The sequence below is a fragment of the Natronomonas gomsonensis genome, assembly GCF_013391635.1.
Taxonomy (GTDB): Archaea; Halobacteriota; Halobacteria; order Halobacteriales; family Haloarculaceae; genus Natronomonas; species Natronomonas gomsonensis_A.
Genome location: NZ_JACAWU010000002.1, coordinates 331,174 through 353,720, shown reverse-complemented (window position 1 = coordinate 353,720; position 22,547 = coordinate 331,174). Strand labels below are relative to the sequence as shown.

Here is a 22,547-nt window from a genome sequence, read left to right as displayed (position 1 = left end):
CAAATGATGGTACCGGTCCGGTGTTTCACGTGCGGTAAAGTCGTCGGCGAGCACTGGGAAGAGTTCAAAGCTCGCGCCCGCGAGGGCGACGAAGACCCTGCCGAGGTGCTCGACGAGCTCGGCGTCGACCGCGCGTGCTGTCGACGCATGCTCGTCTCACACAAAGACCTCGTCGACATCGTATCCCCCTACCAATGAGAGGCGCAAACCGCTACGAGAAGGCGCGTATCCTCGGGGCACGAGCCCTGCAGGTGTCTTACGGGGCGCCGGTGCTCATCGACACCGAACAGACGGAACCGATTCTCGTGGCCGCAGAGGAGTACGACGCCGGCGTGTTGCCGTTCACCGTCCGGCGGGGTGGCGAGTAGATGACGCTCATCACGGAGGTTCGGCTGCGCCGAATCTTGGACAGTCGCGGCAATCCGACCGTCGAGGCCGAGGTCCGCACCGAAAGCGGCGGCTTCGGCCGCGGTGCGGCACCCTCCGGTGCGTCAACCGGCGAGTACGAAGCCGTCGAACGACCGGCCGAGGAGGCCATCGCGGCGGCCCGCGAACTCGCCGTCCCCCGACTCGAAGGGCAGGTGTACGCCGGCGACCAACGCGGCGTCGACCGGACGCTCCGCGGCGCCGACGGCACCGACGACTTCTCGGAAATCGGCGCCAACAGCGCCGTCGCCATCTCGATGGCGGCGGGCAAGGCTGCCGCCGACGTCCTCGGTGCGCCGCTGTATCAGCATCTGGGTGGTGCGTTCCGCGGCCGTGACTTCCCGACGCCGCTCGGCAACGTCATCGGCGGCGGCGAACACGCTGCCGATGCGACCCACATCCAGGAGTTCCTCGCCGCGCCGATCGGAGCGCCGTCGGTCGCCGACGCCGTCTTCGCCAACGCGGCGGTCCACGGCGAGGTCGGCGACATCCTGAGCGAGCGGGGCGTCCCCGCCGCGAAGGGCGACGAGGGCGCGTGGGCGCCGCCCATCGACGACAGCGAGGCGTTCGAAATCGTCGAGGAAGCCGTCGAGACGGTTGCAGACGACGTGGGCTTCGATATCAAGTTCGGACTCGACGTTGCTGGCGCGGAACTGTACGACGCCGACGAGGGCGTCTACCGCTACGGCGACGACACCCGAACGCCCGACGAGCAAATCGACTACATCGCCGAGTTGGTCGACGAATACGACCTCGCATACGTCGAGGATCCCCTCGACGAGGACGACTACGAGGGCTTCGCCGAGTTGACCGACCGCGTCGGTTCGGAGACGCTCATCTGTGGTGACGACCTGTTCGTCACGAACACCGAGCGACTCGCCGACGGCATCGAGCAGGGTGCGGCCAACAGCATCCTCGTCAAGCCCAACCAGATCGGCACGCTGTCTGACGCCTTCGACGCAATCGAGTTGGCCGTCGAGAACGGCTACGACCCCGTCGTCTCCCACCGCAGCGGCGAGACGGAGGATACGACGATCGCACACCTCGCCGTCGCGACCGATGCCCCGTTCATCAAGACGGGGGCGGTCGGTGGCGAGCGCACCGCAAAGCTGAACGAACTCATTCGAATCGAGGCAAACGCATGAGCGATAACGACGAGGGGCTCGACGCCTCCGAACTGGACGAGGAACTCGACGAGCTCGAAGACGAGCTCGAGGAGGAACTCGACACAGAGGCCGAGGAGGCCGACCCCACCGATGACGAACAGCCCGCCCCCGAGGCCGAGGAGGCCGACGAGGCAGAACCAGACGACACGGAGGACGCCACCGAGGCGGCCGACGAGGATTCGGAGGCCGAGGAGGCCCCCGTCCTCGACGAGGACGTCATGCCCGACGACGAGGCGGACCTCCTCATCCCGGTCGAGGACTACCTCGCGGCGGGTGTCCACATCGGGACTCAGCAGAAGACGAAGTCCATGGAGCGGTTCATCCACCGCGTCCGGACCGACGGCCTGTACGTGCTGGACGTTTCCCAGACCGACAGCCGAATCCGGACGGCGGCGTCGTTCCTCGCGAACTACAACCCCGAGCAGATTCTGGTGGCGTCCAGCCGTCAGTACGGTCGGTTTCCGGCCGAGAAGTTCGCCGACGCCGTGGGCGCTCGCGCCCGCACCGGCCGCTTCATCCCCGGCACGCTGACCAACCCCGACTACGAGGGCTACATCGAACCGGACGTCGTGGTCGTCACCGACCCCATCGGTGACTCCCAGGCGGTCAAGGAGGCCATCACGGTCGGCATTCCGGTCATCGCGATGTGCGACTCCAACAACACCACCTCGAACGTCGATTTGGTGGTGCCGACGAACAACAAGGGTCGGAAGGCCCTGTCGGTCATCTACTGGCTGCTCGCAAACGAGACCCTCGACCGCCGTGGCGCCGAACCCGCCTACGCGCTCGAGGACTTCGAAACCGAACTGTAACGGCTTTCGTTTTCGTGTTTCTCAGCCGCCCAGTGACAACTCCGCGAGTTCGTCGTACAGCACGTCTTCGGGAACCGAATCGGCCCACCTGAGTGCCGCGACACCATCGCCGGGCGTTGTTTCGAGGTCCCCATCGACCGGCCGGGCGTCGAAACAGACGTAGGGGTTGGGCACGGGTTGGCGGTCGGTCCAGTCGTCCATGTAGAGGAGATGAACCTGTGCGAGGCCGGCAAGGTCGGCGTCGATACCTGCCACTTCCTTGAGTGCGCGTCGGGCACACTCCCGGTAGGACTCCCCCGGGAGCCGGCCGTCGCCGGGGTCGACCCACCCCTCAGTTCCCTCGAAGCGGACGAGCAAGACACGGCCGTCGTCATCGCGGACCCGGACGCCGGCCCCACCAACGACGCCGAACGAGTCGAACGTCTCTACCAAAGCGTCGCGGGCGTCCGGGTCACAGTCCACTCGGCGACCCACGAGGTCGACCTCGCCGTGTTCGGCCGCGAGGTCCGCGACGAGCGCGTTGACGTGCCGGTGGAGTTCGGCGGACACACCGTCGAAACGGGACCGAGCGGTTTGTGCATTACTGATTGTGAGACGGTCGAGCCGAGACGGCGAAAGAACTATTCGCGCCGTCGTCGTCGGAATCGGCGTGGATGCTGGTCGCGTTCGTCGGTAGTTGGTTCGGTGACATCCTCGGCGAACTCGCACTGTGGAGTGGCGTCCTCCTGATGTTCGCGAGCGTCCTCGCGCTGTACTCCGCCTGGAAACGGCGGGAGATAGCGACACTCGTCGACGAGACGCCGCGGGTCGACATCGGCGACATCGAATCACCGGGACTCGTTCGCGTCCGTGGGACGGTCGTTCCGTCGGAAGAGGGGACGTTTATTTCACCCATCGCCGGCGACCGGGAGTGTGTGCTGTCGGCGTGGGAAATCGAGGAACAGTACGACACCCCGAAGACGAACAGTTGGGAATCCGCCGCGTGGGGCGTCTGCTCGGAGCCGTTCGACGTCGAGGACGCGACGGGAAGGCTATCGGTAGCCATCGACGACCGGACGGTCGGAAACGAGACCGGCGACGTGTTCACGCCAGAGAAATTGCTCGTTTCGGAGGGGGTCGCCTTCGACCGATTGCAGTGTGAGTTCGACTCCTTCGAGACCGACGTCGAAACCGACTACGAGGAGTCGCCACCGAAGCGGATACGAGACTTCCTCGCTACTACCTCGGGCGTATCGATCGACCCGATGGCGACCGACCTCGTCGTCGATGCGAGCAAGCGGCGCTACAGCGAGGCGACGCTCCAGCCGGGCGACGAGGTAAGTCTTCTCGGGTATGTGAGCCACCGGAGTGATTCGGCGGCATCACATGGCGAATCCGAAGACCGCCTGGCCGTCGCTCCGTCGGAGGAGTCGACCCTGTATTTGTCGACGGAGCCGTTCGACGACGTGCCCGATGGGAGTGGCGCTGTGCTGTTCGGCGTGCTCGTCGGCGCAGTCGGCGTCGGTCTCTTGATCGTCACCTTCCTGATGTAGCCGGGAGGTGGTGCGCGCGACCCGCAGCAGGGATTCGACCGGTTCGGATACGCTTTTTATTGGCCGGCCAGACACTCGGGTATGACCACTTCGAGCGCGCCCGGGAAGGTGTATCTCTTCGGCGAGCACGCCGTCGTCTACGGCGAGCCGGCCGTCCCGTGTGCCATCGAGCGCCGCGCGCGGGTGACCGTCGAACCCCGCGACGACCACCGCCTCCGCGTGCGGGCCAAGGACCTGACGCTCGACGGCTTCACGGTGACGTGGGGCGGCGACGCCGACGACAGACCGGACGTGAACGTTCCAACGCCGCTGGTCGAGGCGGCGATGGGCTACATCGACGGCGCCGTCGAACAGGCCCGAGACGCCGCCGACGCGCCCGAAGCGGGCTTCGACATTACCGTCGAAAGCGACATCCCGCTGGGGGCGGGACTGGGGTCCTCCGCCGCCGTCGTCGTCGCGGGCATCGACGCCGCGACGCGGGCGCTGGGAACCGACCTCACGTCCGAGGAACTCGCCGACCGCGCCTATCAGGTCGAACACGAGGTACAGGACGGCGAAGCCTCCCGCGCCGACACCTTCTGTTCGGCGATGGGTGGGGCCGTCCGGGTGCAGGGCGACGACTGCCGACGGCTGGCGGACCCGCCCAATCTCCCCTTCGTCATCGGCTACGACGGCGGGACCGGCGACACCGGCGAACTCGTCGCCGGCGTCCGAGCACTCAAAGAGGAGTACGGCTTCGCCGCCGACACGGTCGAGGCCATCGGCGACATCGTTCGGAACGGTGAGGTAGCACTCCGGAACGGAGACATCGAGGAACTCGGTCGACTGATGGATTTCAACCACGGTCTGCTGTCGGCACTCGGCGTCTCGGCACGGACGCTGGACACGATGGTGTGGGCCGCACGAGAGGCCGACGCTCTCGGAGCGAAACTCACGGGCGCCGGTGGCGGTGGCTGTATCGTTGCCCTGGACCGCACCGAACAGACCCACACCGCCCTCGAGTACACCCCTGGCTGTGAGGAGGCGTTCCGGGCGGAGTTGGACACCGAAGGTGTCAAAGCGGAACCCGAATCATGACCACGGTACTGAAACTCGGCGGGAGTGTCATCACCGAGAAGGACGGCACGGAAGCCGTCGACGTGGCGAACCTCGGCGTCGCCGTCGAGGCCCTCGCGGGACGAGAGGACATCGTCGTCGTCCACGGCGGTGGGAGTTTCGGCCACCATCACGCCGCCGAACACGGCGTCACGACGACCGACGGAACGCACAACGACGAAGCGATTCGGGCTATCCACGGGGCGATGAAGCGGCTGAACGCGGCGGTCGTGGAAGGCCTCTCGGGAGAGGGGACCCCCGCACTACCGGTACATCCACTGTCGGTCGCCTCGCGGGACGCCGACGGAGACCTTCACGCACCGACAACCCACGTCGAGACGATGCTCTCGGAAGGGTTCGTCCCGATTCTCCACGGCGACGTCATCGCCCACGCCGAGAAAGGTGCGACCATCCTCTCGGGTGACGAACTCGTCGTCACTCTTGCCTCTGCGCTCGATGCCGACCGCGTCGGTGTCTGTTCGGCCGTTCCCGGCGTCTACGACGAATCCGGCGAGGTTATCGCACAGATCGACTCGTTCGAAGCCGTTGCCGACGCTCTCGGCGAGAGCGACGAGACGGACGTGACCGGCGGCATGGCCGGGAAAGTCCGCCAGTTACTCGAACTCGACGCCGAGGCCTACGTCTTCGGCATCGACGGTCTCGAGTCGTTCCTCGACGGACGGCACCCGGGCACTCGAATCGGCTGAAGGTTTTTATTCGAAGCCGGGACCAGACGCCCCGTGCCCGAGTGAACGACCCCGGCGCCGTCGGATACCGCGCGGTGTGGCGTCGGGGAGCAGCGACACCGCCTGTTAGCTATCCAAACCGTTCGGCCAGTTCCGTCTTGTCGATTTTCTGGCTTCCGGTCCGCGGGAGGGAGTCGACGAACTCGATTCGTCGTGGCTTCTCGTAGCCGGCGAGTCCCGCGTGGTCGTCACAGAAGGCCTCGACGGCGTCGGCTGTCAGTTCGTCGTCACTGACGATTGCAGCGGTCACGGCTTCACCGAGGCGTTCGTCCGGCGTACCCAACACGGCGACGGCTTCGATGCCGTCCATCTCGGAGAGGACACTCTCGACGCGGGAGGGTGCGACCTTCTCCCCGCCCGTAAGGACGATATCGTCGAGGCGGTCGACGAAGTACAGCACCCCGTCCTCGCGGCGAATCACGTCGTCGGTACGGAACCACTCCCCCTCGAAGGCCCGGTCGGTCCGGTCGGGAGCTTCCCAGTAGCGCGGCATGACGCTGTCCCCGCGGAGCCACAACTCGCCGTCCTCACCGTCGACACAGTCCGCACCGGTGTCCGGGTCGACGACGCGTGCCTCCACTGTTGGGACCGGACGTCCGAGTGCGCCCTCTGTCCGAGGCGTCTCGGGGGTCCCTGCGACGGTCAGGCCCGCGGCCTCGGTCTGGCCGTAATAGTTCAGCAGTTCGTCGACGCCGAAGGCCGACTCGAACTCACGGAGCGTCGATTCGGCGGTGGGACTCCCGCCGTAAAAACACATCCGAAGCGACGAGGTGTCGTGTTCGCGGGCGGCTTCGTCGCCGAGTGCGTCGACCATCATCGCCGGCACCAGCCCCGAGATGGTCGCTTCGCTTTCCGCGACGAGCCGTGCCCACTCGGCGGCGCCCCACGCTGGATGGATGACGACGGACCCGCCGGTGAACAGCCCCATCAGCGTCGCGCCGTGGAACCCACCGACGTGGAACAGCGGAACGGAGACGACAGCGGTGTCCTCGGGCGTCACGTCGTACGTCGAGATGCCGGCGTCGACCTGCGCACCGACGTTGCGGTGGGTCTGGACGACGCCCTTCGGGTCGCCCGTCGTTCCTGAGGTGTGCATGACGATTGCGGTGTCGTCGTCCAGCCGCGTCGTCGGGTCGGGGGCGTCTTCGGGGTCGCCGAACGCTTCGGAGCCGAACTGGCCGGCGTGGCCCTGCAGAACCGTCGGCTCGACGGTGGCGGCTTCTAGAGCATCCTCGGCCGTGCTGGCGAAGACGGCGTCGTGGACGACGATTTCCGGAGCCACGTCGTCGAGGACGTACGCCACCTCTTCCGCCCCGAAGCGGTAGTTGACCGGCGTGAACACACAGCCGGCGCGCCAAGCGCCCAAAGCGGTGGCGACGACGGTCGGATTGTCGAGCATATAGGCTGCCACGCGGTCGCTCGGTTCCGTCCGGCTATCGAGAAACGCGGCGACGGCCCTGGCCCGTTCGTCGAGAGCGGCGTAGCTGATATCCTCTCCGTCGGGGTCGACGACTGCGGAGACGTTGGGGTTGCTTCGTGCCTGTCGCGCGAAGCGCTCGTAGAGGTTCATAGCCGTTGCTGTGTGCGCCTCGGCATAAGTGTGGGTCCCGATAACAGAGAGCACTTTTCAGCCCGGGCGCCGTTGACCGGACGATGGAGTACGAACGCTTCGAGTTCACGCAACCGCTGTACGGCGGCGTCAACGTCCTCCGAATCGGCGATACGCTCGTCGACACCGGCCACGTCGCACCCGTCTCGCGAGAGGCCGTCGTCGCCGCACTCGACGACGAACTGGCCGGCATCGAGCGCGTGTTGATTACACATCCACACATCGACCACGTCGGGGGCTCCCAGACCATCGATGCGCTGGCTGAGGTGCCTCACATCATTCCTGAGGGGTCGGTCGATATCCTCCACGACTACGCCGGGTATCTGGAGCGTGCCCGCGAGGAGATGACGCGACTGCTCGGTGGGTTCGCTGCCGATGACGCGACGTGGGACACCTACTTTCCCGTCCGCGACGACTACGCCGAGGAACGGATTCACGTCGAACGCCAATTGAGTGATGGCGACACGGTACGCTGTGGCGACTACGAACTGACAGCCGTCACGACGCCGGGCCACGCCGACCCACACCTCGCCTTTCATCACGAGCAGAGCGGAACGCTGTTTTCGGGGGACCTCGTCGACCGTGACGGCCGCTTCCAGTACGGCCCGCTGTTGGGTGACGTAGGCGACTACAAGCAGTCGCTACGCCGGATTCGGGACCTCGACCCCGAAACGGTAGTGCCGATGCACGGCCCGCCGATGGACGACCCGACGGCGCGAATCGAGGCCTCGCTTGCGAACGCCGAGACGACCGAGCGGCGACTGCTCGATTTTCTCGATCAACATGGACCGTGTTACGCACGGGAGTTCGTCACCGAAGAACTCGGCATCGGTGGGGCACGGGCACCGTTCCTGACGCTCGTCGTCTACGAGTACCTGCGACATCTAGAAGCGGAGGGACGAGTCACTATCGACGTGACGGCGGAGGGAATCGAGATGTCTGCCGCGTGATTACAAGTCGAGCAGTTCCTTGGCGATGATGTTGCGCTGGATTTCGCTCGCGCCCTCGCCGATTTGATATATTTTCGTGTGCCGATAGTGACGTTCGACCGGATAGTCGGTCGTGTAGCCGTTGCCGCCATGGAGTTGGATGGCGTCGCTGGCGACTTCCTCGGCGATTTCACTGGCGTACAGTTTCGCCATCGAAGCGAGTTTGGTCGGCTTCTCGCCGTCGTCGACGCGCTGGGCGGCGTCGTAGACGAGTCGGCGTGCGAGTTCGACTTTCATCCCCATGTTCGCGACCTTGTGCTGGACAGCCTGGAACTCTCGGAGTTCGCGGTCGAACTGTTCGCGTTGGGAGACGTAATCGATGGTCTCCTCCAGACAGCCCTGTGCGATGCCGAGCGCCTGAGCGGCGATGCCGACGCGCTCTTCCTCGAAGAACTCCATGAGTTGGTAGAACCCGGCATCCTCGTAGCCGACGAGGTTCTCCTCGGGGACGCGCACGCCGTCGTAGCGGAGTTGTGCCGTCTCGCTCGCGTTCCAGCCAAGTTTGTGTATCTCGCTTTCGACCTCGAAACCGTCGCGGTCGGTCTCGACGATGAACGCCGAGATGCCGCCGTGGCTCTCACCACCAGTGCGGGCCATCGTCAGCACGTAGTCGGCGATGGTGCCGTGGGTGATGAACGTCTTCACGCCGTCGATGACGTACTCGTCGCCGTCTTTTGTGGCCGTAGTCTCGATACCCGCGGCGTTCGAGCCGTGGTTCGGTTCGGTGTTGCCGAGCGCGCCGATGAGGTCGCCCTCGGCGACGCCGCGGAGAATCCACTCCTTCTGTTCGTCGGTGCCGTACTCCCGAATCATTCGGGTGCCGAACTCCGTGCCGATGGCGGCGAGCATGCCCGCGTCGACGCGGCAAATCTCCTCCATGAACAGACACGTCTCGACCTGCGAAAGGCCGGCACCGCCGTACTCCTCGGGGATGGTGCCACCGACGAGTCCCGCATCGACGGCCTTCTCCCAGACCTCCTCGGGCCACTCACCGGTCTCCTCGTGGTGGCGGGCAACGGGAGCGATTTCGTTCTCGGCGAACTCGCGGGCGGTCTGTCGGATTGCACGCTCCTGTTCGGAGAAGCCGAAGTTTACCATGAAACTACAAACAAGTATGATAGTTTAATCCTGCCGGCGCTCGCAGGTACTGCCGGAACATGAGGTGGCGTAACACTAATCAATAATGATGTATACTAGCATACAGCATGAATTTTGCCACCCACGTCGACGCGATAGCCCGCAGTGCACCAGACCGCTTGGCGATGACCGACCACACACGGGAGGTCACCTACGCGGAGTTGGCCGGGGAGACCAACGCCTTCGCCAACGCCCTGGAATCACTCGGCGTCGAGGCGGGCGACCGGGTCGCGCTGTACCTGCCGAACAGTATCGGCTTTATGACCGCGTATCTGGGCGCGATGAAACGCGGTGCGATTCCGTTCCCCATCAACATGCGGTTCCAAGGCGAGGAGATACAGTACGTACTGGGGGATTCAGGGGCGGTCGCGGCGGTGACACACGGCCAGTTCGAGGACGTACTCGCCGGGTTGGACGTACCGTCGTTAGAGCACCTCATCGTCGCCGACGGCGAACAGGGCCACAGTTACCGCGAACTCGTCGGAGCCGCCGACACCGATTACGATGCTTACCCGCGAAAGGAAGACGAACTCGCGGAGTTGATGTACACCAGCGGAACGACCGGACGGCCGAAAGGCGTCGAACACACCCACCGGAACCTCGAGACGAACGCCCGCGGACTCGTCGAGGCGATGGGGTGGTCGAAGGACACGACGACGCTGACGGTGTGTCCGCTGTTCCACGTCTCGGGGTTGAACGTCTCGACGACGCCGCTTCTGACCGTCGGCGCGGAGAACCACTTCCTGCCGGAGTGGGACCCCGACGCCGCCCTCGCGACGATGGCCGAACACGACGCCACCTACGCCTTCTTCATTCCGACGATGGTCATCGACTTACTGGAGCGGGACGTGTCGGACTACGACCTCTCTTCGCTGGAGTTGATTGGCGTCGGCGGGTCGCCGATGCCGAAAGAGCGCATCGAAACTGTCGAGGAAACCTTCGGCGTGACGCTTCTGGAGGGGTACGGCATGACCGAAACGACACCGCTCGCAGCCATCAACCGCCCGGGACAGGACGTTCGGAAGGCTGGCAGTATCGGCCCACCGGCGACGGAAGTCGTCGACGTACGCATCGAGAACCCCGAAACCGGCGAGGCAGTCGGCACCAACGAGAAGGGTGAACTGCTGTGGCACGGCGACACCGTCACGCCAGGCTACTTCCGGATGCCCGAGAAGAACGAGGAGGCCTTTGTCCAGCGAGAGGGTAAACGGTGGCTCCGCTCGGGGGACATCGCCCGGATGGACGAGGACGGTCACCTGTTCGTCGAGGACCGCATCGACGACATGATTATCACCGGCGGCGAGAACGTCTATCCCCGCGAAATCGAGGACGTCATCTACGAACTCGACGACGTCGTCGAGGTAGCCGTCATCGGGACGCCACACGACCGGCTCGGGGAGACGGTCACCGCCGTCGTCGTCGGGGATGGACTCTCGGCAGACGATGTCGAAGAGCACTGTCGCGGCCGGTTGACCGATTACAAGATACCCCGTCGCATCGAGTTCGTCGAGGAGTTACCGAAGACCTCCACGCGGAAAATCGACAAGGTGTCGCTTCGGGACGATTTCTGACGCCCGTATTAATCCCCCGGTAGTGGGAGACGACGGATTAATACTGGCTCCCTACGGGGGTTGTTCGCATGCCGAACGATTGGCCCGAGACGCCACCGAGTACCGACATCTTCGCCGACGACTTGCTGGACGGAGAGACCGCGCTCATCACGGGCGGAGGGACGGGTATCGGCGAGGAGATGGCGCTGGCCTTCGCCGACCACGGCGCCGACGTCGCCGTCGCCTCTCGGGACATGGACCACCTCGAACCGGTCGCCGAGGCCATCGAGGAGAAGGGCCAGAACGCCTGTGCGACGACCGTCGACATCCGCGAGAAAGACGAAGTCGACGCGATGCGGGATACTGTTCTCGAGGAGTTGGGTGACATCTCGATTCTCGTCAACAACGCCGGCGCGAACTTCCTGACGCCGCTTGAGGATCTCTCGGCGAACGGCTGGCGGGCCGTCGTCGGCACCATCCTCGACGGGACGGCCTACTGTACGATGAGCGTCGGCGATTACATGATAGACAACGGCGGCGGCTCCATCATCGCGATGGGGGCGACGAACTCCGTCCACGGCGCGCCGTACCACGGCCACTCCGGGGCGGGGAAGGCCGGCGTCCACAACCTGATGCAGACGGTCGCAAGCGAGTGGGCGAAGTACAACGTCCGCGCGAACACTATCGCACCGGGCATCATCGAGACGGAGGGGGTCACCGAAGCGGCCGGCGGCGCGCTCCCGGAGCAGATACTCGACACCGTCCCGGCCGACCGCTTCGGGACCGCGGGCGACTGCGTACCGCTCGCGGTGTATCTCGCTTCGGATGCCTCGGCGTACGTCACCGGCAGTTACTACGCCGTCGACGGCGGGCACCTGCTGTTGCCGTCGCCGTACTAGGGTTTGATTTCCCTCCCGCTCCGACCGCCGTCTATGCCCTCCATCAGTGGTGGTTCGGCGTGAGCCTCGTCGTCGGTGTTCTCGGCTCGCTGTTGTTCGCCGTGGGCGTTCTCGGCGTCGGATACGGCTGGCGTCGGCGCCGACAGCGAAGCGTCATCGCGGGCACCGAAACGACGGACGTGTTGCGGTTGACTCCCGGACCGGCCGAAGTAGTCGGGACTGCCGAACGGAGCGACGAGGGAGCGCTCCCGGCACCGTTTTCCGAGGAAACGTGTCTCATCGCCGAGTGGGAAATCGAAGAGTGGGACGAGTCGGGGAAACACTCCAGTTGGCGAACCGAGGGACAGGGAACGGTGACGACACCGTTCTACGTCGACGACGGCACCGACCGCGCGTTGGTTCGACCACGCGAGGCGACGGTCGAACTCTCCGGTCCTCGCGAGACGACTCAGGTTGGCGTCGACGAGGAACCGCCCGAGGCGATACGCCGGTTTCTCGACCTCGATTCGACGCCCGGCGACCCCGACGAGGCATTCATCAAGGCTCTCGACTGGGGAACGCAGGTCGGCGACCGGAAGTACCATCAGCGACTCCTGAGACCCGGCGACGACGTGTACGTCCACGGGACTGCGACCCGAGTCGGCGCGGAGACGTTCGGGGCCAACGACTTCGAGTTGGTCGGTTCGGCCGACGACGGTCACCCCGATGCGGAGCTGTTCCTCGTCGCCGACAGCACCGAGTCGGAGCTCATCGCGGACAGACGGGATTGGCTGCTGTACACCGGGGTGGGCGGACTCGTCGCCCTCGCCGGTCTCGGAGTGGTGGCAGCGACGGCTCTTCCGCCGTAATCCCCGGCGGAGGGCCGCTACGGCGTGAGTTCGTCCGACCCACGTACTTTTTAACCCCAGAGGTAGAAGCTTCGGATAACCGAGCAACGGTCGCCCCGGACACGTATGGGCGACCGGCAGACGCTGGCGGGAGACGGTCGATTGGGCAGGAACGTGGCGGCGCTGCCGCGACGGTTGCCTCGTCGGTTCCGACCGCCGGCCCACCGAATCGGTCGGTGTCGCGTCCGTCATAGACGGCCCTGCGGAAGCCGGTCGCTCGTTCGTGAGTCCGGAGAGCGGTCTCTCGGCTCTCAACTATGGAAGTAGAAATCGCGACAATCGGCGGCTACGAGGAAGTCGGACGACAGATGACAGCGGTACGGGCAGGCGACAACGTGGTCATCTTCGACATGGGACTGAACCTCTCGAAGGTGCTCATCCACGACAACGTCGAGACCGAACGGATGCACAGTCTGGACCTCATCGACATGGGGGCCATTCCGGACGACCGCGTGATGAGCGACATCGAGGGCGACGTGCAGGCCATCGTCCCGACCCACGGCCACCTCGACCACATCGGCGCCATCTCGAAGCTCGCCCACCGCTACGACGCACCCATCGTCGCCACGCCGTTCACCCTCGCGTTGGTCGAACAGCAAATCGAGAGCGAGGAGAAGTTCGGCGTCCAAAACGACCTCGTCGAGATGGAAGCCGGCGGCACGATGCCCATCGGCGAGAAGTGCGAACTCGAGTTCGTCAACGTCACGCACTCGATTATCGATGCCATCAACCCCGTCCTCCACACGCCGGAGGGCGCCGTCGTTTACGGCCTCGACAAGCGGATGGACCACTCGCCGGTGCTGGGCGACCCCATCGACATGAAGCGATTCCGGGAAATCGGCCGCGAGGGCGAGGGCGTTCTCTGTTACATCGAGGACTGCACCAACGCCAGCAAGAAGGGTAAAACGCCCTCCGAGTCGGTCGCCCGCGAGCAACTGAAGGACGTGCTGTACTCGCTTGAGGACTACGACGGCGGCATCGTCGCTACGACGTTCAGTTCCCACATCGCACGCGTGAAATCACTCGTCGAGTTCGCCGAGGACATCGGCCGCCAGCCCGTCCTGTTGGGCCGCTCTATGGAGAAGTACTCCGGCACCGCAGAGCGACTGGACTTCGTCGACTTCCCGAGTGACCTCGGGATGTACGGCCACCGCAAATCCGTTGACCGCACCTTCAAACGAATCATGAACGAGGGGAAAGAGGACTACCTCCCCGTCGTGACGGGCCACCAGGGAGAACCGCGCGCGATGCTCACTCGGATGGCCCGCGGCGAGACGCCGTACGAACTCGACAACGGCGACAAGGTCGTCTTCTCGGCGCGAGTCATCCCCGAACCGACCAACGAGGGCCAGCGCTATCAGGCCGAGAAACTGCTCGGCATGCAGGGTGCCCGCATCTACGACGACATCCACGTCTCCGGGCACCTCAACACCGAGGGTCACTTCCAGATGCTCGAAGCGCTCCAGCCCCAGAACATCATCCCGGCTCACCAGGACATGAAGGGCTTCTCGCCGTACGTCGACCTCGCGCGGAACCAGGGCTACAGCGTGGGTCGCGACCTCCACATCACCGAGAACGGGAACACGATTCAGCTGACGGAATGAGCTCTTCAGACCGCGTTGAATCGGCGATTGCGGAGCGACGAGAAATCGTCAACGAGGCGATTACCGAGCAGTTGCCGGTGCAAAAGCCCGAGCGACTGTACGCCGCCTCCCGATACCTGCTGGACGCGGGTGGGAAGCGACTCCGGCCGACCATCCTGCTGCTCACCGCAGAGGCCATCTCCGGCGTGGAACCGTTCGACGCCGAGTACCGCGAGTTCCCGTCGCCGACCGGTGAGGAAGTAGACGTGCTTTCAGCGGCCGTTTCCATCGAGGTCATCCAGTCGTTCACCCTCATCCACGACGACATCATGGACGACGACGACCTTCGTCGCGGCGTCCCCGCCGTCCACCGCGAGTACGACCTCGAAACCGCAATCCTCGCCGGAGACACGCTGTACTCGAAGGCCTTCGAGTACATGCTCGACACCGGCGCACCGGCCGAGCGGAGCGTCGAGGCGCTCGACGAACTCGCCACCACCTGTACCGAAATCTGTGAGGGACAGGCACTGGACGTGGACTTCGAGAACCGCGGGGACGTGACGACAGATGAGTACCTCGAGATGGTGGAGTTCAAAACCGCCGTCCTCTATGCAGCCGCGGCGTCGATACCCGCCATCCTGTTGGGTTCCGACGACGAGACGGTCGACGCGCTCCACGGCTACGGCCTCGACATCGGCCGGGCATTCCAGATTCAGGACGACCTCCTCGATTTGACCGTCCCCAGCGACACGCTGGGGAAACAGCGCGGGTCGGACCTCATCGAAGGCAAGCGGACGATTATCACGCTGCACGCTCGCGACCAGGGCATCGACGTGGAGAGCCTCGTCTCCGAGGACCCGACCGAGGCCGAAATCGAAGCCGCCGTCGAGACGCTCGAAGACGCCGGCAGCATCGACTTCGCCCGCAAGATGGCGCAGGACCTAGTCGAGAGCGGCAAGGAGCGACTCGAAGTGCTCCCCGACGGTGAGTCCCGCGAACTGCTCGAATCCATCGCGGATTACCTCGTCGAGCGCGGGTACTAACACCCACGTTTTTGCACTCGACCCGCGTTCGCGTGCAAAAACGTTAGGGAAATAGCGAGGCGGCTTCGCCGCCTCGCGGATGCGTTCGACCCATATTTTATAACTGATAGCACGGCCAGACGGCCCGTGACGTAGCGAACGGACGGCCGTCCGCCGAGGCGGGAGCGCGGCACACGGACGGTCGAGCGGGGCCTGCCGCCTGTAAGCCACACCGCCGCACACGAGCGCGGAACCCACGGGGTTTTGGTGCTCCCCGGGGAAGTCGTCGTCAATGGACGACGACCTCCGAGAGCGGGTCGAACGCGAGGCCGAGACGGCCGCGCTGTTCAACGCGCTCAAACACGACAGCGACGCACAGGTCGGCGCGATAATGGGGCCGCTGATGGGCGAGAACCCCGAGTTCCGCGAGCACGGCGACGAGATTCCCGGCGTCATCGCGCCCGTCATCGAGCGCGTGAACGGCCGCTCGACCGAGGAGCAACGCGAGCGACTCGCCGAACTCGCTCCCGAACGGCTCGAGGAACTCGACGCCGACGACGAGGAGGACGACCAGCCGTTGCCGGACCTCCCGAACGTCGAGAACTACGACGACATCAGGATGCGGCTGGCGCCGAACCCGAACGGTCCGTGGCACCTCGGCAGCGCCCGGATGCCCGCCGTCATCGGGACGTACAAGGAGATGTACGACGGCTGGATGCTGTGTCGCTTCGACGACACCGACCCCGAGACGAAACGGCCGGACCTCGACGCCTACGACGAGATTCTCGACGCCATCGACTACCTCGGCTTCGACCCCGACAAGGTCGTCAAAGCCTCCGACCGCGTCGAGACCTACTACGACTACGCGCGGGACCTCATCGACGAAGGAGGCGCCTACACCTGCAGCTGTAGCGGCGAGACGTTCTCGGAGTTGAAAAACGACGCCGAGGCGTGTCCCCACCGCGAGAAGGACGCCGAGACGACCCACGAGGAGTTCGAGGCGATGATAGACGGCGAGTACGCCGCCGGCGAGATGGTCCTCCGCGTTCGGACCGACATCGAACACAAGAACCCGGCGCTGCGGGACTGGGTCGCCTTCCGGATGGTCGATACGCCGCACCCGCGAAAGGAAGCGTCGGAGTACCGCTGTTGGCCGATGTTGGACTTCCAGTCCGGCATCGACGACCACCTCTTCGGCATCACCCACATCATCCGCGGAATCGACCTGCAGGATTCGGCGAAGCGACAGGGGTTCGTCTACGACTACTTCGACTGGGAGTACCCCGAGGTGCTTCATTGGGGGCACGTCCAAATCGACGCCTACGACGTGCAGATGTCGACGTCGACAATCAAGGAACTCGTTGATTCGGGCGAACTCGACGGCTGGGACGACCCCCGAGCGCCGACCGTCGCGAGTTTACGGCGGCGCGGCATCCGCGGTGAGGCCATCGTCGCGGCGATGACGGAACTCGGCACGTCGACCTCGAACGTCGACCTCGCGATGTCGTCGGTGTACGCGAAGAACCGCGAGCTGATAGACGACGAATCCGACAGAGCGTTCTTCGTCCGCGATGGCATCGAGAAGACCGTCCTCGGCGGCCCTGAACTCGGCGAGCCGCCGATTCACCCCGACCACGAGGACCGCGGGACCCGGTCGATTCCGGTCGGCGGCGCCGTCCTCGTCGAACCGGAGGACGTGCCGCCGAACGGCAAGCGAGTCTGGCTGAAGGGACTCGGTCCGGTCCGTCACACCCGCGACGCCTTCGAGTTCACCGGCGAGGACCTCGATATCGTCCGCGAGGAAGGCGTCGACGTGGTCCACTGGGTGCCGGCCGACGAGAACGTTCCACTTCGTCTCCGAACGATGGACGGCGACGAGACCGGCCACGCCGAACCCGGACTCGCCGACTACGACACGGACGAAGTCGTCCAGTTCGAGCGTATCGGCTTCGCGCGAGTGGACGACCATGCCGACGAGGAGACCGTCGCCTACTTCGCCCATCCCTGAGCGTCGGGAACGTTTAAGTCCCGCCCAGTGTTGGTGATAGGTAGCAATGGCCATCGACCCGAACTTCGAGCAAAATCGAGAAAACGAGGGGCAGGAACACGGCGTCGACGTGTGGGGACCGACCGACCCGCCTGAGCAGTTGGGGATTCGGGGCACGCACGTCGCCGTCGATTTCGACATCTGCATCGCCGACGGCGCCTGCCTCGAGGACTGTCCGGTCGACGTATTCGAGTGGGTCGACTCCCCGGACCACCCCGAGAGTGAAATCAAGGCCAATCCGACCAACGAGGACCAGTGTATCGACTGTATGCTGTGCGTCGACGTCTGTCCGGTCGACGCCATCGACGTCGACCCCGGTCGTGCAGGCCGAACCTGACAGCCCCGTCGTACTCCTCGGGTAGCCCCTGCCTATAGCCTTCTATCGCGTTTTTCGCTTCCGTTCCGCACTAACAACTATTAGGGAGCGGTAGCAGTATTTGCCACAGGTGATGAGGTACCAATGAACACACTCGTGTTGACGAAAGGCGTTCCCGACTTCCGGGAGGGGCAGGTGTCCTTCGACGAGGACGGTCACCTCGAACGGGGGAAGACGCCGACGGTGATGAATCCGAACGACAAGTTCGCGCTGCGGGCGGCACTACAGACGAAGGTCCGCCACGGCGGGACAGTCTCGCTTATGAGCATGGGCCCGCCGGGCTACAAGGAAATCCTCCAGGAGGGGATGCGGGACGTGTACGCCGACGACCTGTATCTGCTCTCCGACCGCGAGATGGGCGCCGCCGACACGTGGGCGACGGCCATGACGGTCGCGACCGGCATCGAGAAACTCGAGGAGACGCCGGACTTGGTGTTCGCGGGTTTCAAGAGTGCCGACGGGGAGACCGGTCACACCGGCCCCCAGACGAACTGGTGTCTCGGCTGGCCGCTTGTCACCCACGTCATCGCTCTGGAGATCGACGAGGAGGCGGGTCGACTCCGGGCGAAGCGACTGGTCAAGGGTGACGTCGAGGAGATAGAGACCGTCGAAGCCGACCTCCCGGCGTTCGTCGTCACCGACCCGGAGTTCGAGCCGACCTATCGGAAGGCCGAACACCGGCTCAAACACAAGGAACTCCGCGAGGAGACCCAACGGCGCGCGGAGGACTACGAGGACATCGTGACGGTGTGGGACCACGAGGACCTCAATCTCGACCCCGACTACATCGGACTCGACGGCTCGCCGACTATCGTCTCCGGGGTCGACCCGATTCCGAAGGCGCCCTCCGAACGCGAGGCGACGACGGTCACACCGGACGACGAGGAGGGCATGCGAAACGTACTCGAAGAGATGGAGCCGTTCGCGGCAGGTGACTGACCATGGTATCCGTAGACCCGACCGAACACGAAATCGCGGAGTTGGGACCGAAAATCAAGGACGTCGAGGACCTCGAAGAGTTGGAGGAGATGCTCGAACTCGAAGCGGGCGGCGAGGATCGCGACCCGGTGAAGACGCTCATCGAGGGGCGAATCGAGAAACTCTCGGCGGACGACGAGGAGCTCGACCCGAGCGAGGCGGATTTGACCGAACTGACCGTCGCGGACATCGCGAACCTCGTTCGAGGCATCGAAGACGTCGACGTTCTCGAGGACATCTTGGAGCGCGAACGCGACGGGAAGGAACGGAAATCCGCCATCTCACAAATCGAGAATCGAATCGAGGACCTGACACAGGACGACGACGGCGAGGAGGCGGAAGTCGAGTACGTGCCGCCGGAGGAGAAGTACCCCGAACTCGACCATCCCACGTCGGAAAAGCGGTGGGTCGAGGGAACCGTCGACGGCGACTACCGGGATATGTGGGTGTACTGTGAGACCCAGCAGGGCGAGTTGATAGACGCCTCCAAGGAGATTCTCGGGAAGGCCAGCGAACTGATGGCCGGTTACAACGAGGAGTACGACGAAGACGAGGCCGTCGTCGCGGTACTCATCGGCAACGATATCTCGGAGTTGGCCGAAGAGGCCGTCGCCTACGGCGCCGACCGCGTCGTCTACCAGGAGGACGAACGTCTCGAACGCTTCCGACACAAGCCCTACACCGAGATTTTCTGTTCGATGTGTCGGGACAGCGACTTCGAGTGGCGCGACTACCACGAACCGCGATACACCGTCTTTCCGGCGACGAACAACGGCCGGGACCTCTCGGCGTTGGTGCAGGCCGAACTCGATTCGGGGCTGGCATCGGACTGCTCGGACCTCTACATCGATTCGGCCACCATCTCGAACCCTGCGAAGACGGGGACACCGGGCGACAACAAGGTGTTCGAGCGCGTCCTCCACATGCCGCGACCGGACTTCTCCGGGTTCGAGTACTCGACGATTCTCTGTATCGACAAACCCCACCGGGACTTCCACCCACAGGGTGCGAGCGTCATTCCCGGAACGTTCGATTTGCCCGACCCCGACCCGGAACGGGAGGGCGAAATCGTCGAACACGAACTCGAATTGCCCGAGGGGTGGTTCCACGTCGAGGTGACGGACTACGACCAACTGGAGGGCGGTGTCGACCTGACGGGCAACGAGGTCGTCGTCGCACTCGGCCGCGGCATCGGCGACGACCCGACGAAAGGGATGGAGTTGGGCCTCGAACTCGCCGACGCCTTCGAGGAGGCCGACCTCGGTCTCTCCCGGGGCGTCATCACGGCCTCCTATCAGTTCGACGGCCACGTCGAGGACTACGTCGCCGAGGAGCGACAAATCGGCGAGTCCGGACAGGTCGTCGAACCCGACCTCTACATCGCCGCCGGCATCTCCGGAGCGGTCCAGCACAAGGTCGGCATGGACGAATCCGACACCATCGTCGCCATCAACACCGACGCCGACGCCGACATCCGAGGATTCTCCGATTACTACATCGAGGGCGACCTCTTCGAGGTGTTGCCGCGGCTGACGGAGGCGCTGAAAGCCGGCGAGTTCTCTCGTGCGGTCGCGGAGGTGAGCGATGACTGACGACTACGAACACTTCGAGGCGGTCGTCGTCGGGGCCGGCCCCGGCGGGGCGGCGGCAGCGGCGACGCTGGCCGAACAGGGCGTCGAAACGCTCGTCCTCGAACGCGGCGTGGATGCCGGGTCGAAGAACGTCTCGGGTGGCCTCATCTACGCCGAGGAATCGGCGCCCTACACCATCGACAGCATCTTCGATGGGTTCCGCGAGGCGGCTTCCGAACGACCCATCTCGGAGTACTACATCCACAACCTCGCCGGTGAGAAGGTCAAGACGTTCGACCTCTCGGAGATTCACCACCACGACACCGAGTGGTGTGATGCGGTACTCCGGCGGCGGATGGACTCGTGGCTCGCCGAGCGCGTCCACGAGAAGTGCAAAGATACCGGTGGCGGACTGCTGACCGAGGTGCGGGTCAACGGACTGCTCCGAGAGGAGGGCGAAATCGTCGGCGTCACCTGCGACGAAATCGACCCGATTACGGCCGACATCATCATCGCTGCCGACGGCGTCAACTCCGAGTTGGCACGCGACGCCGGCCTGATGGATTGGGAGGAACCCGACGAGTGGTTCCAAGGCGTCAAGGCCGTCGTAGATATGGACCCCGGAGCCGTCAACGAGCGGTTCGGCGTCGAATCGGACGACGGCGTCGCCCACCTGTTTTCGGGAGACCTCTTCGAGGGCGTCCGCGGCGGCGGCTTCCTCTATACGAACGAGGATTCGCTGTCTATCGGGACGGTGTTCCACCTCGATTCGCTGACCGAGGAGGGGGCGGAACCGCACGAACTGCTCGATTCGCTGCTCACTCATCCCCTGTTGGACCAGTGGCTCGACGGCGAGTACGACGAGCGGGAGTACTCCGCGAAACTGGTCCCCGACTCGAAGAAGGCGGCCAACCCTTCGCCACATCAGGGTCGGCTATTGTTGGTCGGTGACGCTGCCGGACAGATGCAAGCTCAGGGCCCGATAATCAAGGGGATGAACCACGCGGTCACCGCCGGCGGCTTGGCCGCCGAAGCGTTCGCGGAGGCGAAATCCCGTGGCAATCCCGGCAGTGCGGGCGACCTCTACGAGAAGAAGCTCGTCGACGAGGGCGTGATGGCCAAGCTCCGCCCCCAGCGGTACCGGATGACTCGAACCCTCTCGGAGAGCGACTTCGTGACGAAAGTAGCCGGCGGGGTCCTCGACTCGGCGGTCGGCCGGGCCGGCGTGAAACTCTTCGACGGGACCATCGAGCGGGCGTTCAACTCCCCGTTCCTGCTGGGGATGATACCCGACACCCGGACCTCCTACGTGACGATTCCACGAGTCGTCGGTGAGGTACTGGGCGAGGAAATCGACGCCGAAAACACCATCGAACCGCCGGAACTCGACGACCGAATCGGCGAGTTGACCTACGACGTGGGCGACCCCCACATCGAGTTGGTCGACAACAGTTTCGCAGCCAGCGGCGCCGCCGTGGCTGCCTGTCCGGTCAGCGCGAAGGACTTCGGCGGCGGCTGTTACCGCGAGGAGACCGTCAAGACCAACGGTAGCGAAGAGAAGGTCGTCAGCCTCGACACCCAGCCCTGCGTCGAGTGCGGCACCTGTGCGGTCGTCGCCGACACCGACTGGGAACACCCGGCCGGCGGCAAGGGCGTGGAGTTCAAGGACGGATAGATGGACGCCCTCAGTGACCGCATCGCCGAGCTGTCCGAGCGGGCCCGACGGGACCGTGAGGCATTCGAGCCGCCGGTAGACCCACCCGACGACGAGGCCGCACTCGAGTACCTCGTCGACGGCGTCGGCGATGTCGTGGGGCTGTACATCGAGGCGCGGACCGGCGAGTTGGTCCGCTTCGACGACGCCGAGTTCGCCATGCTGGAGCGGGCGCTCAACGACTGGCTCGACCTGTATGCGGCCTGCTACGGCGTCGACCTCGAAGCGTCGTTCACCGTCCGGGAGGCCGCAGAGCTGGTCGTCGACACCCACAGCATCCGCGAAACCGCGATACTGCTGACGAACGTCCCGGACAGAAACCACAGAAAGCCGTGGTCACAGAGCGTATCGAAAACTGACATATAACTAGTTCGGCTCCGGCAACAATTTTATATGCTGGTTCGTGCT

Annotated in this window: 22 protein-coding genes; 19 read left to right on the top strand and 3 right to left on the bottom strand. The window is 64.8% G+C overall.

Annotation, left to right across the window (positions count from 1 at the left end; translation table 11 throughout):
* Positions 1–3: 3 nt before the first annotated feature.
* Genes HWX69_RS10115 through rpsB form a run of 4 tightly spaced genes read left to right on the top strand, consistent with a single transcriptional unit; the run spans position 4 to position 2,404 of the window.
* On the top strand, positions 4–198 hold the full coding sequence (locus HWX69_RS10115) for a DNA-directed RNA polymerase subunit N (RefSeq protein WP_156708642.1): 195 nt from the start codon (positions 4–6) through the stop codon (positions 196–198).
* On the top strand, positions 195–368 hold the full coding sequence (locus HWX69_RS10110) for a DNA-directed RNA polymerase subunit K (RefSeq protein ID WP_178916996.1): 174 nt from the start codon (positions 195–197) through the stop codon (positions 366–368). Before HWX69_RS10115 ends, HWX69_RS10110 begins: the two co-directional genes overlap by 4 nt.
* Positions 369–1,571, top strand: coding sequence for a phosphopyruvate hydratase (gene eno, locus HWX69_RS10105; protein WP_178916995.1), 1,203 nt, complete (start codon positions 369–371; stop codon positions 1,569–1,571).
* Entirely contained in the window at positions 1,568–2,404 is an 837-nt protein-coding gene (rpsB, locus tag HWX69_RS10100) for a 30S ribosomal protein S2 (RefSeq protein ID WP_178916994.1), read from the top strand. The genes eno and rpsB overlap by 4 nt, the downstream gene beginning before the upstream one ends.
* A 21-nt stretch (positions 2,405–2,425) precedes the next feature.
* Here the strand turns inward: rpsB and HWX69_RS18145 are convergent, their stop codons facing one another.
* Complete coding sequence (locus tag HWX69_RS18145; RefSeq protein WP_178916993.1) at positions 2,426–2,953, bottom strand: NUDIX domain-containing protein; 528 nt, start codon at positions 2,951–2,953, stop codon at positions 2,426–2,428.
* Between the two features lie 104 nt (positions 2,954–3,057).
* Between HWX69_RS18145 and HWX69_RS10090 the strand changes: the two genes are divergently transcribed.
* From HWX69_RS10090 to HWX69_RS10080, 3 genes are all read left to right on the top strand, one after another.
* On the top strand, positions 3,058–3,936 hold the full coding sequence (locus HWX69_RS10090; RefSeq protein ID WP_178916992.1) for a hypothetical protein: 879 nt from the start codon (positions 3,058–3,060) through the stop codon (positions 3,934–3,936).
* An 81-nt stretch (positions 3,937–4,017) separates the two neighbouring features.
* Positions 4,018–5,013 carry a mevalonate kinase gene (gene mvk / locus HWX69_RS10085; RefSeq protein WP_178916991.1) on the top strand — a complete coding sequence of 332 codons (996 nt, stop codon included), beginning with the start codon at positions 4,018–4,020 and terminating at the stop codon, positions 5,011–5,013.
* Positions 5,010–5,738: an isopentenyl phosphate kinase gene (locus tag HWX69_RS10080; protein WP_178916990.1), complete on the top strand. Its 729-nt coding sequence runs from the start codon at positions 5,010–5,012 to the stop codon at positions 5,736–5,738. Before mvk ends, HWX69_RS10080 begins: the two co-directional genes overlap by 4 nt.
* A 109-nt stretch (positions 5,739–5,847) precedes the next feature.
* Here HWX69_RS10080 and HWX69_RS10075 read toward each other — a convergent pair whose 3' ends face one another.
* Entirely contained in the window at positions 5,848–7,347 is a 1,500-nt protein-coding gene (locus HWX69_RS10075; RefSeq protein WP_178916989.1) for a class I adenylate-forming enzyme family protein, read from the bottom strand.
* A gap of 83 nt (positions 7,348–7,430) precedes the next feature.
* On the opposite strand from HWX69_RS10075, the gene HWX69_RS10070 reads away from it, so the two are divergent.
* Positions 7,431–8,336, top strand: a complete 906-nt coding sequence (locus HWX69_RS10070) for an MBL fold metallo-hydrolase (protein ID WP_178916988.1) — start codon at positions 7,431–7,433, stop codon at positions 8,334–8,336.
* On the opposite strand, the gene HWX69_RS10065 is transcribed toward HWX69_RS10070, so the two are convergent.
* Positions 8,337–9,473, bottom strand: coding sequence for an acyl-CoA dehydrogenase family protein (locus HWX69_RS10065; RefSeq protein ID WP_178916987.1), 1,137 nt, complete (start codon positions 9,471–9,473; stop codon positions 8,337–8,339).
* 107 nt (positions 9,474–9,580) lie between these two features.
* On the opposite strand from HWX69_RS10065, the gene HWX69_RS10060 reads away from it, so the two are divergent.
* The 11 genes from HWX69_RS10060 to HWX69_RS10010 all read left to right on the top strand — a co-directional run bounded on the left by HWX69_RS10060 (position 9,581) and on the right by HWX69_RS10010 (position 22,505).
* On the top strand, positions 9,581–11,083 hold the full coding sequence (locus HWX69_RS10060) for a class I adenylate-forming enzyme family protein (protein ID WP_178916986.1): 1,503 nt from the start codon (positions 9,581–9,583) through the stop codon (positions 11,081–11,083).
* Positions 11,084–11,151: 68 nt separating this feature from the next.
* Positions 11,152–11,961, top strand: coding sequence for an SDR family oxidoreductase (locus HWX69_RS10055; protein WP_178916985.1), 810 nt, complete (start codon positions 11,152–11,154; stop codon positions 11,959–11,961).
* 59 nt (positions 11,962–12,020) lie between these two features.
* Positions 12,021–12,809 (top strand): GIDE domain-containing protein, encoded by a 789-nt coding sequence (locus HWX69_RS10050; protein WP_178916984.1) that lies wholly within the window; start codon positions 12,021–12,023, stop codon positions 12,807–12,809.
* 296 nt (positions 12,810–13,105) lie between these two features.
* Positions 13,106–14,452, top strand: coding sequence for a ribonuclease J (locus HWX69_RS10045; RefSeq protein WP_178916983.1), 1,347 nt, complete (start codon positions 13,106–13,108; stop codon positions 14,450–14,452).
* Positions 14,449–15,474: a geranylfarnesyl diphosphate synthase gene (gene idsA3, locus HWX69_RS10040; protein WP_178916982.1), complete on the top strand. Its 1,026-nt coding sequence runs from the start codon at positions 14,449–14,451 to the stop codon at positions 15,472–15,474. The genes HWX69_RS10045 and idsA3 overlap by 4 nt, the downstream gene beginning before the upstream one ends.
* A 271-nt stretch (positions 15,475–15,745) precedes the next feature.
* Positions 15,746–17,461, top strand: a complete 1,716-nt coding sequence (locus HWX69_RS10035) for a glutamate--tRNA ligase (protein ID WP_178916981.1) — start codon at positions 15,746–15,748, stop codon at positions 17,459–17,461.
* A gap of 46 nt (positions 17,462–17,507) precedes the next feature.
* Entirely contained in the window at positions 17,508–17,837 is a 330-nt protein-coding gene (locus HWX69_RS10030) for a 4Fe-4S dicluster domain-containing protein (RefSeq protein ID WP_178916980.1), read from the top strand.
* A 123-nt stretch (positions 17,838–17,960) separates the two neighbouring features.
* Positions 17,961–18,815 carry an electron transfer flavoprotein subunit beta/FixA family protein gene (locus HWX69_RS10025; RefSeq protein ID WP_178916979.1) on the top strand — a complete coding sequence of 285 codons (855 nt, stop codon included), beginning with the start codon at positions 17,961–17,963 and terminating at the stop codon, positions 18,813–18,815.
* Between the two features lie 2 nt (positions 18,816–18,817).
* Positions 18,818–20,446: an electron transfer flavoprotein subunit alpha/FixB family protein gene (locus HWX69_RS10020; protein WP_178916978.1), complete on the top strand. Its 1,629-nt coding sequence runs from the start codon at positions 18,818–18,820 to the stop codon at positions 20,444–20,446.
* Positions 20,439–22,100 (top strand): FAD-dependent monooxygenase, encoded by a 1,662-nt coding sequence (locus tag HWX69_RS10015; protein ID WP_178916977.1) that lies wholly within the window; start codon positions 20,439–20,441, stop codon positions 22,098–22,100. Before HWX69_RS10020 ends, HWX69_RS10015 begins: the two co-directional genes overlap by 8 nt.
* Positions 22,101–22,505 carry a hypothetical protein gene (locus HWX69_RS10010; protein WP_178916976.1) on the top strand — a complete coding sequence of 135 codons (405 nt, stop codon included), beginning with the start codon at positions 22,101–22,103 and terminating at the stop codon, positions 22,503–22,505. It abuts the gene before it with no gap.
* Positions 22,506–22,547: the final 42 nt, after the last annotated feature.